This is a genomic window from Streptomyces sp. NBC_01298 (assembly GCF_035978755.1).
Taxonomy (GTDB): domain Bacteria; phylum Actinomycetota; class Actinomycetes; order Streptomycetales; family Streptomycetaceae; genus Streptomyces.
On record NZ_CP108416.1, the window covers coordinates 1 to 13,643 of the forward strand.

The 13,643-nt window shown below is 68.4% G+C and carries 12 protein-coding genes; 5 read left to right on the forward strand and 7 right to left on the reverse strand.

Going from position 1 to position 13,643, the window contains the following annotated elements; genetic code table 11:
• Positions 1-686: 686 nt before the first annotated feature.
• Positions 687-1,292 carry a hypothetical protein gene (locus OG730_RS42790; protein WP_327309882.1) on the reverse strand — a complete coding sequence of 202 codons (606 nt, stop codon included), beginning with the start codon at positions 1,290-1,292 and terminating at the stop codon, positions 687-689.
• A gap of 388 nt (positions 1,293-1,680) precedes the next feature.
• Here OG730_RS42790 and OG730_RS42795 point away from each other — a divergent pair, with 388 nt between their 5' ends.
• Together OG730_RS42795 and OG730_RS42800 are read left to right on the forward strand one after the other, a co-directional pair.
• Entirely contained in the window at positions 1,681-2,280 is a 600-nt protein-coding gene (locus OG730_RS42795; protein ID WP_327309883.1) for a hypothetical protein, read from the forward strand.
• A 120-nt stretch (positions 2,281-2,400) separates the two neighbouring features.
• Positions 2,401-2,595: a hypothetical protein gene (locus OG730_RS42800; RefSeq protein WP_327309884.1), complete on the forward strand. Its 195-nt coding sequence runs from the start codon at positions 2,401-2,403 to the stop codon at positions 2,593-2,595.
• 198 nt (positions 2,596-2,793) lie between these two features.
• Here OG730_RS42800 and OG730_RS42805 read toward each other — a convergent pair whose 3' ends face one another.
• Entirely contained in the window at positions 2,794-2,991 is a 198-nt protein-coding gene (locus tag OG730_RS42805) for a serine protease inhibitor (protein WP_327309885.1), read from the reverse strand.
• Positions 2,992-3,109: 118 nt separating this feature from the next.
• Positions 3,110-3,418 carry a hypothetical protein gene (locus OG730_RS42810; protein ID WP_327309886.1) on the reverse strand — a complete coding sequence of 103 codons (309 nt, stop codon included), beginning with the start codon at positions 3,416-3,418 and terminating at the stop codon, positions 3,110-3,112.
• Positions 3,419-3,849: 431 nt separating this feature from the next.
• Here OG730_RS42810 and OG730_RS42815 point away from each other — a divergent pair, with 431 nt between their 5' ends.
• The 3 genes from OG730_RS42815 (at position 3,850) to OG730_RS42825 (ending at position 7,847) form a co-directional block, all read left to right on the forward strand.
• The gene (locus OG730_RS42815; protein WP_327309887.1) at positions 3,850-5,037 is read left to right on the forward strand and encodes an NAD(P)/FAD-dependent oxidoreductase; all 1,188 of its coding nucleotides are present in this window, start codon (positions 3,850-3,852) and stop codon (positions 5,035-5,037) included.
• A gap of 89 nt (positions 5,038-5,126) precedes the next feature.
• Positions 5,127-6,023 carry an RNA polymerase sigma-70 factor gene (locus tag OG730_RS42820; protein ID WP_327309888.1) on the forward strand — a complete coding sequence of 299 codons (897 nt, stop codon included), beginning with the start codon at positions 5,127-5,129 and terminating at the stop codon, positions 6,021-6,023.
• A 369-nt stretch (positions 6,024-6,392) separates the two neighbouring features.
• Positions 6,393-7,847 carry a vanadium-dependent haloperoxidase gene (locus OG730_RS42825; protein WP_327309889.1) on the forward strand — a complete coding sequence of 485 codons (1,455 nt, stop codon included), beginning with the start codon at positions 6,393-6,395 and terminating at the stop codon, positions 7,845-7,847.
• Between the two features lie 125 nt (positions 7,848-7,972).
• Here OG730_RS42825 and OG730_RS42830 read toward each other — a convergent pair whose 3' ends face one another.
• From OG730_RS42830 to OG730_RS42845, 4 genes are all read right to left on the reverse strand, one after another.
• Positions 7,973-9,361, reverse strand: coding sequence for an FAD-binding oxidoreductase (locus tag OG730_RS42830; RefSeq protein WP_327309890.1), 1,389 nt, complete (start codon positions 9,359-9,361; stop codon positions 7,973-7,975).
• Between the two features lie 282 nt (positions 9,362-9,643).
• Positions 9,644-11,164, reverse strand: a complete 1,521-nt coding sequence (locus OG730_RS42835; protein WP_327309891.1) for an FAD-dependent monooxygenase — start codon at positions 11,162-11,164, stop codon at positions 9,644-9,646.
• A gap of 335 nt (positions 11,165-11,499) precedes the next feature.
• Positions 11,500-13,098 (reverse strand): MFS transporter, encoded by a 1,599-nt coding sequence (locus OG730_RS42840; RefSeq protein ID WP_327309892.1) that lies wholly within the window; start codon positions 13,096-13,098, stop codon positions 11,500-11,502.
• A 328-nt stretch (positions 13,099-13,426) separates the two neighbouring features.
• Positions 13,427-13,591 (reverse strand): hypothetical protein, encoded by a 165-nt coding sequence (locus OG730_RS42845; protein WP_327309893.1) that lies wholly within the window; start codon positions 13,589-13,591, stop codon positions 13,427-13,429.
• Positions 13,592-13,643 lie beyond the last annotated feature (52 nt).

A 13,643-nucleotide genomic window follows, 5' to 3' on the forward strand; every position in this document is an offset into this window, starting at 1 on the left:
GCGCTGCGCGCTTGGGACTAGAGCCCCCCGCGCTTCGCGCGGGGGGCTTCGCTGCGCGAAGCTAGAGCCCGCTCCTTCGGAGCGGGTACCTGAGCGCTGCGCGCTCAGGACCGAACGGCTTCGCTTCGCTCGACGGAGGCGCCTTCGGCGCCTGCCCTTCCGCTTCGCTCCAGGGCAACGAACCGCCTCGCTTCGCTCGACGAAAGGCCCGGCTCCGCCGGGCCAGAGCCGGCCTTCGGCCAGGAGTCCTGCGCTTCGCTCCGGACTGGCTCTGGTTCCACTGCGCTCCACCACAGCGGGCTTGCTCCGCAGCCCAACACCTCCCACGCTCCGCACGAGAAGTGACCCCGTTTCACGGGGTCCGGAACTCAGGCCCGTTAGCCGGGTCCACTCCGCTCCCCCGCCCCCAACCCTTCCGGCTCCGCCTCCAGGACCAGCCCGCTCCGCGGGCCGCCACCAGCAGACCACCCCGCACTCCCCCAGGCCCGTCCCTCCGGTCACTCAGTCCAAGTCCTCCAACCAACAGACTCCCCACACACCCAACCCAAAAGCCCGCCTATACCCCTCCTGCCAAAGGACCATCAGGAACGCAGCAAGGGGATGCCTCCACGTAGGAGGACCAGAAAGAGGCAAGATCATCCGCGACCCTAACCGCACCCAAACAGACCTGTCAGGGGGCAGCGAGTTCACTGGTGTTTCTCTTCAACCAGGTACTCGATCGCGCCGACCACGTACTCACCGAGTGCGAAAGCCGTGTTGATCTCCTGATACTCCGTCCAGACCGCCGGAGCCACTGGGTGTGAACCCGCGGCGTACAGCCGCAGCAGCAGCCTGAACGCCAACTCCACCGAGACCGTCCGAGCGCAGACATCAAGCACCTCCCGCAGCCCCATCGAGAGCGGAGCCGCACCGACTGCACGCAGTACCCGCTCCCTCAGCTCCGGCGACCCCCACTCCGGGTCGGCCCCCTCAGGCCGGATGCTGCCGTGAGCCCGCTGCCAGTCACGGGCGACCATCTGAAAGCGGCGAAGCAGGTCACGGCCTGACTCATTCGGCTCGAACCGATAATTCTCCGCAGTCGCCGCACCCCAGAGCAGCTCGATCTGACTATCGCTCAATGCCGAGACAATGAGCAGTGAGACGTCGTACTCCAAGGCCGCGGCCCCCGCACTGTCCCCGAAACTTTCGAGGGCCACATCCCCGGCCTCCCCGACATACCCCCAGTCCTGGTGGAAATCCCCCGCCAACCGCGGCAGGCCAAAGTCAAAGGGAGTAAATCTCTCACGGGGCATGTCTCTCCTAGATCAGAAACATCGTACGAAGCCAGCACAGGCCTGGGCCCTCGGGTGTCAGCCTGGGCCGACCGCGGGGCTCCCGCGCTCCGCGCGGAACTCACCCCCGAACCACACAGTCCAGGCCCGCAGCCCATTGGACGGATCCACTCCGCCCTCCAGCGCCCTTCCGTCTCCCCCACCAGGACCAAGCCCGCTCCGCGGGCAGCCGGCTGCAGAACAAGGGCTGGGGCTCCTGTCGTCATCCGGCCTACAGGCGCGGACACGGGTGGCGGCCCGGTCTGGTTCCTGCCTTGCGGAACTCCTGAGGCCAAGCACTGCCGACTCGCCCGGTAGCGTTGCGCTCTTCGGGTGCCGTCGGGGCCCGGAGTCCTTGAGGTGAATACCGATGTCCGTTGACGAACTGCCCATCGTATGGAGCCTCTCACCCGAGGACGCCCGAGCTGGATGGCGAGCCCTGTGGTGGAGCGTCGGACCGGACAGTGAACTCGCAGTGATCCTGGTCCAAGAACGAAACCTGCGCCGTTCCCCGTACATCAAGGGCTGGATCGGCTGGCGTGTACCAGCCCCGTGTGACGGCGTGCTGGTGGTAGTCACCGACGGGGTAGAGCGCTACATAACCGTGACGGGCATAAACGAGTCGACCAATCATCTGGCTCTCCTCTCCTGGTCCCGGTTCCTGCTGACGTCGAGCCGTACCCGCCAGGGCAAGGACGGAGCCTGGGAGAACAACGCCGTTGTGTACTCACCTGGCGGCTTCCCGATGAACCACATCTGCCTCGGCGACGCCATCAACTACGTCATAGCCGACCGCGACGGTGGAGTATGGACCGCCCACGGCGACGAAGGCGTCTACGGCCACCACCCGGCATCCCGGGCCGGCCTGGCCCGCTGGAACACCGACGGCGACCACACCTGGACTCCGCAGCACCTGCCCGTGCTGCCTCTTGGCGGCAACGCAGCCGCCACCGAAGGAACGCTAGCCTGACATGCGTGGTACAGCCCCGAAGGCGCCTTCATCACCCGGATCGACCCCACCACCGGAGAAGCGAGCAGCTGGACCAATCCGGTCAGAGACACCGACGGCATCACGGTCCGGGGCAACCGAATGATCCTCACCCACCGCTTCCACAACCGACCCGGCGTCGAACTGAACCACGCGGAACTCATCGACGACGCCTGGGTCATCACCACGCAAAGAAAACTGACCCTGCCCGGTCCCATGGGCATGCGCTGCACCCAAGGCCGCGACGGAGACCTCTGGCTCCGCGACGGCGACACCTGGATACGAATCTCAGCCTGAACTCAAACAGCGGCAAGCCCCCCGAGCCGGGGGGCTTGCCGTGCTCGGCCGGGGCCCTTCGCTTCGCTGCGGACTGGCTCTGGTTCCGCTGCGCTCCACCAGAGCGGGCCTGCTTCGCAGGCTCCAAGGCTCCCGTGCTCCGCACGGGAGGTGAGCCCGTTTCGCAGGATCCGGGCCTTCATCCTGTGGCAGCAACGGCTACCCGCGTCTGGGCTCCCGAGCCACTTTGCCGTCCTTCACGAATAGCCTTACTCGCTGCTCATTGAAGTCCATCGTCACCATGCTGCCCTCCGGCACCATGTGGACCACAATTTCCGGGCACTGCGCCTGGATCTGCTCGAGGGCCTCCTCCGCCGGCTTCCCGGTCAGCTCCGGCCACGCACGCTTCGCCTCCATCAGCCCTCCAGAGTGACTATTCGCTTCAGGTCTCGCTCGACCGCTACGGGCCATCTGCTCTTGTCCTGCGCCGTTCCCCGAATCGTTCGGCGGAAATGCTCTTCGCTCCGCAGGCCGATCACAAGCCGCTGTCGATACCCGTCACGGCCGGCGGGCCGAGCGGGGCGTCAGACTCCGAAAGGCCGGCATCCTTCAGGGCTGCCGTGACGATCCGCATCGCATCGAGCTCAGCCTCGTACTTATCCGGGGCCTCGACCTCGAGCCGGATGGAGAAGGTGCCGTCCTCGTTCAGTGTGAGGAGACGCAGTCCCTCGTTCTCACTGACCTCCGTGTGCCGCGGGGCCAGCTTTCGTTCGACAGCAAGGGGCACGGAATCCGAAACGTCCGACACGAACGTACCGGGGACCGTGATAACAAAGCTGGTCACAGCGACTCCTTACACCAGGTGAAATTCCAGTGCCATCCGACTGCCCCTGATTCTTCCCAGTGAACTCGCACCATGCCATCTCGGACTCGAGGACCAGCCCGCCCCACATCGCCGACAACAAACGACCAACCAAGAGCTGCCCTGTCTGATTCAAAATGGCAGTCGGATACAGACATGAACTGGTGGCTCGTAGCGAGGAGACCTCGCACTGACTAGCGAGACCATGACGCCGTGATCGCCGCGGGTCACACTTCCGTACGGCAACGCGCCAGGTGCACGGACGCGCAGGTTCCAACCTCCTCCGCCACCGGATCCTCCTCGGATAGCACCAGCCCGCGTCACCGCCGAATGTGATCTGAGTCACTCGGTGTCACACATTCCATCCGCCCGGCGCCTTGTGTGCGACACCCCGAGCGGACGGAGCAGAGACCATGACGAAGCACAGCAGCCGGACTGAAGTCATCGTGATAGGCGGCGGATACGCCGGAGTTCTCGCGGCCAACCGCCTGACCAGCCGCGACGACGTGGCCGTGACCCTCGTCAATCCGCGTTCGGCCTTCGTCGAGCGAGTCCGCCTGCACCAGCTTGTCGCGGGGTCCGACGACGCGGTCGTCGAGTACAAGGACGTCCTGAGCGAGCAGGTCAAGCTCGTGGTCGACACCGCGACGGGCATCGACCGGCAGGCACGCACCGTCTCACTGGCCGACGGCGGCACCCTCGGGTACGACCACCTGATCTACGCAGTGGGCAGCAGCAGCGGCGCGCTGCAGGTGCCCGGCGCCGACAGGTTCGCCTACCCGATCGCGACCCTGGAGGAGGCCGAGCGGCTGCGCCAGGCCGTGGCCGCCGCGCCCGTCACCGCGGCGCTCACGGTGGTCGGGGGCGGTGCCACGGGCATCGAGACCGCGGCCGAGCTCGCCGAGGCGGGCCGCAGCGTCACCCTCGTCTGTGGAGGCCAGCTCGGCGCCTACTTCCACGCGAACGGCCGCCGCTTCGTCGCCAAGCGGCTGGCGGCCCTCGACGTGACCGTCCTCGACGGCCCCGGCACCAAGGCCGTGTCCGTGACGGCCGACGCCGTGCACCTCGCCGACGGCCGCGAGGTGCGCGGCCACCTGACCATCTGGGCCGCCGGCTTCGGCATTCCCGACCTGGCCGCCCGCAGCGGCCTCAGCACCGATGAGACGGGCCGTCTGCTCACCGACGAAACCTTGACCAGCATCGACGACGATCGCATCGTCGCCGCGGGGGACGCGGCCGCGCCCTCGGGCCGCTCTTTCCGGATGGGATGCCAGTCCGCCTCCCAGCTCGGCCCCCAGGCCGCCGACGCAGTGCTCCGCCGCATCGAGGGACGGCGGCCCGAAGCCGCCGGTGTCGACTTCCAAGGGCTGTGCGTCAGCCTCGGCCGCGGCGCCGGCATCTTCCAGTTCTCGCGCAAGGACGACACCGCCATCCGGTTCCACATCGGTGGCCGCATGGGCGCACGCGTGAAGGAGACCGTCGTCTCCCACACCGTCAAGCAGTTCTCCGCAGAGGCGCGCAAGGCCGGCGCACGCGCCCTGAAGGCCAAGGACGACGCCGAGCAGCCGAGCGTCGAGGCCATGCCCACGCAGGTGTCGTAGCCCCTGGATCAGGCGGCCCAGGTGCCACCCGCTCCCCCATACACGGACCCGTGGGACGGACCGCGATGAAAGCAATGGAGGATTCGAGGATGCGAGACCACATCGATGACCCGGCGACCGACGCCTTCGTAACCCACCGCAATCTGCTCTTCACCGTGGTGTACGAGATCCTCGGCTCGGCGACCGACGCCGAGGACGTCCTCCAGGAGACCTGGCTGCGCTGGGCCGAGGTCGATCTGGCACAGGTCAACGACCAGCGCGCGTACCTCGTCCGCGTGGCGACCCGGCGGGCGCTCGACCGGCTGCGGGCTCTGCGGCGCCGCAAGGAAACATACGTCGGCTCCTGGCTGCCCGAGCCGCTGCTCACCTCGCCGGACGTCGCCGAGAACGTCGAGCTCGCCGAGAGCCTGTCCATGGCCGTGATGCTCGTCCTGGAGACCCTCTCGCCCACAGAGCGGGCGGTGTTCGTCCTGCGCGAGGTCTTCGACCTCGGCTACGACGAGATCGCGGAGGCGGTCGGCAAGACCCCCGCCACGGTCCGCCAAATCGCCCACCGCTCCCGCAAGCACGTCGACGCCCGGCGTCCTCGAGAAGTGGTCTCCCCGAGCCAGGTCCGGGCCGCCCTCGCGTCGTTCCAGCACGCTGTGGAGACCGGCGACCTGCAAGGCGTGCTCGACGTGCTCGCCCCCGACGTCGTCCTGATCAGCGACGGCGGCGGCGTCAGGAGCGCCGCGCTGCGGCCCGTCGAGGGCATCACGAAGGTGATCCAGCTCCTCTTGGTCAGCCTCGGCGACAAGGAAGGCACGCTCACCAGCGAGCCCACCACCGTCAACGGCGACCCGGCGCTCCTCCTGCTCGTCGACGGCGAGATCGACAGCGTCATGGCGATCCGTCTCGAGGACGGCCTCGTGATCGGCATCTACGTCGTCCGCAACCCCGCCAAGCTCACCCACCTCGCCGACGCCACACCACTCACTCTGAACTGACACCCGTACGTCGGCAATCGGCCCGTCGTAGACCTGCGCGAGGGCGGCCTGCTTCCTGCCTCCCCGCTGAACCCGGGCACGGGAAGGAAGTCGGGGCACCTAGCGTCTCGGTGAAGGCCGGCATCGCCGCCCACGATTCCCGCCCGGTGGCAGTTGGTCGGCGGAGCTCCCCGTTCCGCCATCCAGGATCGGCTGGAGGCCGGTGCAGACCGACTGGAGACAGAGGCGGTTTGTATCGTTCGTCCACGCGGTGGCGGCCATTCCGCCGCGGCATGCCATTTTTTACACGCGCTCCGCCGCGCCCGGGGGCCATGATCACGCCGCCACCTTCACTGGTGGCCAATCCACCCGTGATCAGGGAGTCCAGTCATGCCCGAGAACATCCGCACCACTCGACGCCGCACGACGCTCTGGCGCCGGGCGCTGGCGACCACCGCCGTCCTGGCTGCCACGGGATCCATCCTCGCCGCAGCCCCGCAGCCCGCTCAGGCGGCGATTCCGGCGCAGTCCATAGCCGACCCCGTGCACTACTGGAACGACGTCCTGCAGGGCGTCTTCCGCAGAGCGGGCGGAGGCCCGGTCCCGATGGCCCGCGCGGCCGCGATGATGAACGCCGCGATCTACGACGCGGAGTCCTCCTACCAGCTCAAGTGGAAGGGGCGGGTGACCTCCGAGGCCTACATCCACGCGGAGGCGTACGCGGGCTGGGTGGAGGGGCCGGACGAGGAGGAACGCGTCATCGGGCGTACCGCGTACAACATCCTGCTCAACCTCTACGGCGTGAACCGGCCCGACAAGAACTCGCCCGACTTCACCGCCTACCTCGACCAGCGGTTCCGCGACCGCTTCGGCAGCGAACCGACCGGCGGCGACCTGCTGGACATCACGATCGTCAGCGGGATGGTCAACCAGATGATGAACGCCCGCGCCGGGGACGGTTCGGATAGCAAACAGCTCTACGTCGGCGACAACAAGCCGGGTTCCTGGCGGCCCACCAGCTACCCCGACATGGTCGACCCGAAGTGCCAGTCGGACGCCGACGCGGTCAACCCGTTCTGGGGCCAGGTCAAGCCCTTCTCGCTGAGCTCCGGCTCGCAGTTCCGGCCCACCACTCTCGCGCAGTTCGGTACGTACGAGAACCTCGTGGCGAGCCCCGAGTACAAGGCCCAGGTCGAGGCCGTGCGCACGGCCGGCGCCGACAAGCCCACGGCCGCCACCCCGGTGATCAACCGGACCCCGGACCAGCTCAACGCGGCCTGGTTCTGGGCCAACGACAACGACGGAACGTACAAGCCTCCGGGCCAGATGCTCCAGGCCACCCGGGAGGTCGCCAAGGCCCGCGGCCTCGGGGTCTACGCGAATGCCCGCCTCTTCGCGCTGGTCTCGATCGCCATGGCCGACACCGGCATAGCCGTCCGCGACGCCAAGTTCGCCACCCCCATCGACCTGTGGCGGCCCGTCTCGGCGATCCGCGAGGGCGGCCTCGACCCGCAGTGGAAGCCGCTCCTGAAGAGCCCGACGGGCGTCAACGTCAGCCCGTGCTTCCCCGCCTACGTCTCCGGGCACGCCTCCTTCGGCGGCGCCTGGGCCGGAGTCATGAAGCGCTACTTCGGCAGCGACAACCTCTCCTTCGACCTCACCACCGACGACCCGCAGGCCCCGGTCAAGACCCGCCACTTCACCAGCTTCAGCGCCGCCGGCAAGGAGGACGCCGACAGCCGCATCTGGCTCGGCGTCCACTACCCGTGGGACGCCACCGACGGCCTCGCCATGGGAGACAAGATCGCCAACCAGGTCTTCACCACCAAGCTCCGCACCCTGTGACGTGAACGGAGGGCGGGGGCCCTGTGCCCCCGCCCCGTCTGCCACTGACCTGGCGGTCCGGAGAGCCGACCGCTCTCAGGCCCCGGCCTGCTGCCCGGGCACCGCCGCGCACGACCGGTGAACTCTCACGATATCGCGGGCAGAATATTGTGATTGGAGTTGAACAGGTTGGTCGGGTCGTATTTCGCCTTGACCTGGGCGAGGCGTTCCCCGGTGGCCCCGGGGTAGAGCGCCTCCCGGACCTGATCCGGCCCCGCGCTCACCACGAAGTTGCCGTACGAACCGGGATCGGACTGCCGGATGGCAGCCATGAACTCCTCGACCCAGGTGTCGTGCGGCTCCCGGTCGGCCGGGTCGGCGTAGATGGCCGACAGATGGGCCATGATCCTGCTCTGCCGGTGGGCGAAGGCCGTGGCGTCGGACGGGACCCGCGCCAGCGCCCCGCCCAGCACCCGCAGCTGCGCCCCGGCGATGATCGCGCTCGAGGTGGTGACGCGGTCCACGATGGTCTCGGCGGTCGCCCGGTCGACCCGGTCGATGAAGAGGTTGCGCGCCACCGAGACGGGGCGCATGCGGGGGTCCACAGGGGCGAACATCCCGGGGTACGGCATGGCCTGCACCATGTCGGCCAGCGGCGGGACGATCGCCCGGAACCGGCCGATGACCTCCTCGCCCGCCTCGGAGGGACCCGCGTAGCACATCGCCGCCAGAATGATCGGCTTGCCGTGGTACTCCTCGGGCACGAACGGGAGGGGGGGCGCCGTCACCACGTTCACGATCGTGGAGAGCTCCTCGGGAGCCGCCTCGGCCTCGGCGATGAACGCTTCGAGGATCTCGGGGGTCACCGGGGTCACCAGCATTCCGCCGTACACGCCGGTGAGCTCGTGCAGCCGGAACTTGAGACGGGTCACCACACCGAAGTTGCCGCCACCGCCGCGGATGGCCCAGAACAGGTCGGGGTGGCGGTGCTCGTCGACCAGCAGCAGTTCGCCGTCGGCCGTGACGATCTCCGCGGCCAGCAGGTTGTCGATGGTCATGCCGGACTTGCGGGACAGGTAGCCGATGCCGCCGCCCAGGGTGATGCCGGCGACCCCGACCTGGGAGTTGTCGCCGAATCCGGTCGCGAGCCCGTGCTCCGCGGCGGCCACGGTGTACTCACCGACGGAAATGCCGGCCTCGGCCCAGGCCGTACGGGCCTCGACGTCGATCTCCAGCGCCCGCATATGGGCCAGGTGCAGGACGATGCCGCCTTCGCAGACCCCGTACCCGGCCCCGCTGTGCCCACCGGCGCGGACGGCTAACGGAAGCCCGGTCTCCTGCGCCAGCGCCACGACGCGCGCCACCTGCTCGGCGTTTCGGGGCCGCAGGATGACGGCGGGCCTGCGGTCGACATCGCCCGAGTACACGGTGCGCGCGGTCTCGTACTCGGCGTCATCAGGGCCGATGATCTGCCCGTACAGCTCATCGGCGAGCTCCCCGATCGAAAGGGGGGCACGCCCGCGAAGTGCTGTCACAGAGTGACTCCTTAATTTGTGTATTCATGCGCTTCATCGGTCTGCCGATTCTGCAGACGCTCAGACCGTGCCACCCGGGCCTTTTCCTTGTCAACCTCGTAAGCTCCGTGAATTGTGGCACGGCCGAAAAGCCCGCGCCGAAGCTTCTTCAGGGCGGGCCACGGAAAGAACAGGAAATGTCGATGAACCCCTTTCGGGCAGGGGGCGGTAACCCGGAAGCTGTATCCGATATCGAATGGGTAGGGGGAATGGTGTCCCCCTACCCGGAACAGCGATCGGTGGTCAGACGAGAGCGGGGCCGAACCACCGGTCGAGCGCCGCCCTGAGGGTCTCGGTGTCCGTCTCCGGAAGGGCCGAGCCCTCGGGGCCCGCGGACGCCGTCCAGGCGACATGGCCGTCGGGGCGGATCAGCACGGCCGCGGGGGCCGGGAGGTCACCGATCACCGGGAACGCCCAGTGGTCGTCCTGGGGCTCCGCCTCGATGAAGTCCACCCGGTCCGCCCACCCCTCGAGGGCGCTCCGCAGGTCGGTGCGGCCGGTGAAGTCGAGCAGCACGGGCCGTGCGCCGTACAACAGTTCGAAGACGGTCAGCTGCCCGGAGGGTGACTTGATGTCAAGGTCGACCATCCGGCGGCCGAGGGCCGGGTGCCCGTCGCCCACCGGGTAGAAGGTGTCGAGCTGGCTGATGAGGCCGCCCAGGTACCGGTTGGCGTCCTTGAATTCGGCCAGGGCGCCGACCACTTCGCGGAGCGCATCGACCTGGAAGCCCCCGCGCCACAGGGCGGTCTGCGCGCGGACGTTGCTGAGTATCCGCTCGGTGGCCAGGCGCCGCTCGGAGTCGTACGTGTCCAGCAGCTCCACCGGGGCCTGCCCGCGTGCGACCGCGCCGAGCTTCCAGCCCAGGTTGACGGCGTCCTGGAGCCCCAGGTTCAACCCCTGTCCGCTGGAGGGGAAGTGGACGTGCGCAGCGTCCCCGGCCAGCAGGACCCGTCCTTCACGGTACTTCGCGACCAGCCGGCAGGCGTCGTTGAACCTGTCGATCCGGTGCGGGCTGTGCATGCCGAAGTCGGTACCGGCGATCTTGGCACACGTCTCGCTGAGCGTCTCCAGGCTCACGGGGGCGTCCTTGTCCGCGACCTCGTCGAACTCCACGGTGATCACCCGGTGTTTGCCGGGCTGCTCGGATTGGAAGGCCATGAAGACCCCGTTTTCGCGCCGGCCCTTGGGTCCGACGATGACCTCGGAGGGCGGGTCGGCGAGCGTGACTTCGCCCAGCAGCGCGGTCAGCGTGGCCGGAGTGCCGGGGAACTCGATGCCCATCAGCTTGCGTACGACGCTGCGACCGCCGTCGCAGCCGACCAGGTAGCCGGCGCGCAGCCGCTCGGTGCCCCCGTCGCCGGCGATGTGCACCTCGACGCCGGTCTCGTCCTGACGCACGTCGATCACCTCGGCCGACCGGCGCAGCTTCGCGCCCAGCTCGATCGCGCGTTCCTCCAGGAGCCGTTCGATCCGGGACTGGTGGATGGCGAGCGCGTACGGGTGTCTCGTCGGGAATTCCTCGATGTCCAGGTGCATGAAGGCGAAGTGCGCGACCGGCTGCGCGCTGCCCAGCTCGAGGAAGCGGTCCACGATCCCGCGCTGGTCGAGGAGTTCGATGCTCCGGGCGTGGAGGCCGCCGGCCCTCGACTCGCTATTCAGTTCCGCGAGCCGTTCCAGTACCTGCACCTCCACGCCGGCCAGCCGCAGTTCGCAGGCGAGCATTAGCCCGGTCGGACCGGCACCTGCAATGATGACGTTCTGCATGAGGAGACCTCTCTTCGTCTTCCGTAGGTTCACGGAGGGTATGGGAAACGAATAGAGGGACCGTGGAAAATCATCGGGCCGGTGGCACGCGGGCCCGGTTGATCAATTGACAGTCACGTCGCTCGCCAGGTATTTCTTCCTTGACGCTGGAATGATGTGAACCGTGCAGCGGCCGGTCCCATGAATGGGACCGGCCGCTGCACGGTTCACATCATTCCAGCGGATCCGAGAGGCTCCTGATAGAGGGAACATGGACGGTTGCCCGACCATCAGGAGCCCCGTCCCGCCCATGCCCCGGCTCGGCGTGCATGCCGGGGCACAGCGTTCTCATCCGGTCACCCGGTGGGTACGGGCTCGGAATCCCGCGCCGCGTCCGGAGCAGCCTTGGGGGCGGGCTTCTTCGGGCCGCGGAGCGCGATGTAGACGAACAGGACGCCCATGACCGCAACGCCCACCCACAGGGACTGCTGCCAACCGTCGACGTAGGACTCCTTCGCGGCAGCGACCAGGTCCTTCGCGTTCGCGCCCAGGCCGCCCGCGGCCTCGAGCGCGTTGGCGATGCCCTCGCGTGCGGTGTCCGCGGTCCCCTGGGGGACGCCGTCCAGCCTGTCGTCGATGGCGTTGCGGTAGCCGGCCGTCAGGAGCGCGCCGAGCATGGCGACGCCGAGTGCGGTGCCGAACTCTCGGGTGACGTCGTTGAGTGCGGAGGCGACGCCCTGCTTCTCGGCCGGCAGGGAGCGGGTGATGGCCTCGGTCGAGGGGACCATGGACAGGGCCAGGCCCAGGCCCATGACGATGATGCCGGGCAGGATCGACAGGTATCCGCCGTCGACGGAGATGAACAGGGCCATGAGCGCGAGGCTGAGGCCGATCAGCGCGATACCCGCGCTCATGGTCGCTCGGGGGCCAATCTTCGCGGCCACCTTGGGGGCCAGACCGGAGGCCACCATCATGGCGATGGCAAGGGGCATCAGAGCCGCCGCGGACAGCAGTCCCGACCAGCCGACCACGGCCTGGAGGAACGGGAAGAGGAGTACGGCGGTACCGGCCTGGACGCCGAAGACCACTACCAGAGTGATCGAGCCGCCTGCCAGGCCGCGCTCACGGAACAGGCGTAGGTCCAGCAGCGCGGCGTCCCGGCGACGCAGCTCCCAAGACGCGAAGCCCGCCGTGGCGATGAGGCCGATCGCAAGGCTGATCAGAGTCGTGGCTTCGGTCCAGCCTCGCTCCGGTCCCTCCTGCAGGGCGAAGATGAAGGCGGCCACGGCAACGATCGACAGGAGCGCGCCGATGGTGTCGAAGGCGTGGGGGGAACGCTCGTGGGAGTTGGGAACGAACTTCAGCGTCATGGCCAGGCCTACGACGACCAGGGCCACGGGCAGGGCGAACAGCCAGCGCCAGTCGGCCACGTCCACGAGAAGGGCGGAGAGGAACATGCCCAGGATGCCACCGCCGCCGGCGACGCCGGTCCACACACCGATCGCCTTTCCGCGCTGCTCGTCGGGGAAGCTGGAGGTGATGACGGCCAGGGTGATGGGCATGATCGTCGCCGCGCCGATGCCGCCGACCGCACGCGCGACGAGCATGACGTCAGCGTTGGGGGCCAGGGCCGCCACGACGTTCGAGACGCCGAAGACGAGGAGTCCACCGATCAGCATGGGCTTGCGGCCCAGGCGGTCGCCGATCGCGCCGAGGGGCAGCAGCAGCGCCGCGAGGGCGAGGGTATAGATGTTGATGATCCACAGAACCGTGTTCTGCGAGGCGTCGAAGTCGACGGCCATGTGCGTCTGGGCGACGTTCAGCCCGGACACCGACGCCATGACGGCCATCAGCGCGATCGAGACGGTCGTCAGGATCGCGCGCAGCTGACGCGCATCCAGCGAGCCCCCGCCGCTCCCGTCAGGGGGTGCCACCTGTGCAGGGTTCGTACTCATGGGTTCCTCTCGAAAGGACATGCAGCGTCAGCGCCCGAGGGACCGGTCGCCGAGTCGATGGGAGGTGGGTACCGGCCTGGACGTCAGAAGGTGCCGGCGCCCGGTCGCTCTGTGCGGGCGGTGGCCGCGCCGGCCATGCCGACGGCGAAGCGACGCGCCACCCATTTTCTGGAAGTCACATGTAAATGGTAGCAGCTTCCACTTGAGAGCGGGTGGAGAGGAGGCGAGTCCCGCCGTGAGCTGGGCAGATGAGCGCGGGCACAACTCCTCGCGCTACAAGGGACGGTCCGGGGTGACTCCGTCGGAAGTCCGCTTCGGCCGGTGCTGGTCAGCGGGCGTGCTCCCGGTGGGCCCGGGCCGGGTCCGCGAGGCGGCCGGCCGCAGGCAGCGGCGCCTTGCGGGTTCCGGGGGTCCGGCGCGTGCGGAGTCTGTCGGACGCCACCATGCCTCCGTAGAGGGAGCGCAGCAGGCGGCGGGTAAGAGTGGGTCTCATCTGTCCGGCTTCACTTCGGTCGTCGCGATGAAGGGCGTATACGTGCACGGAC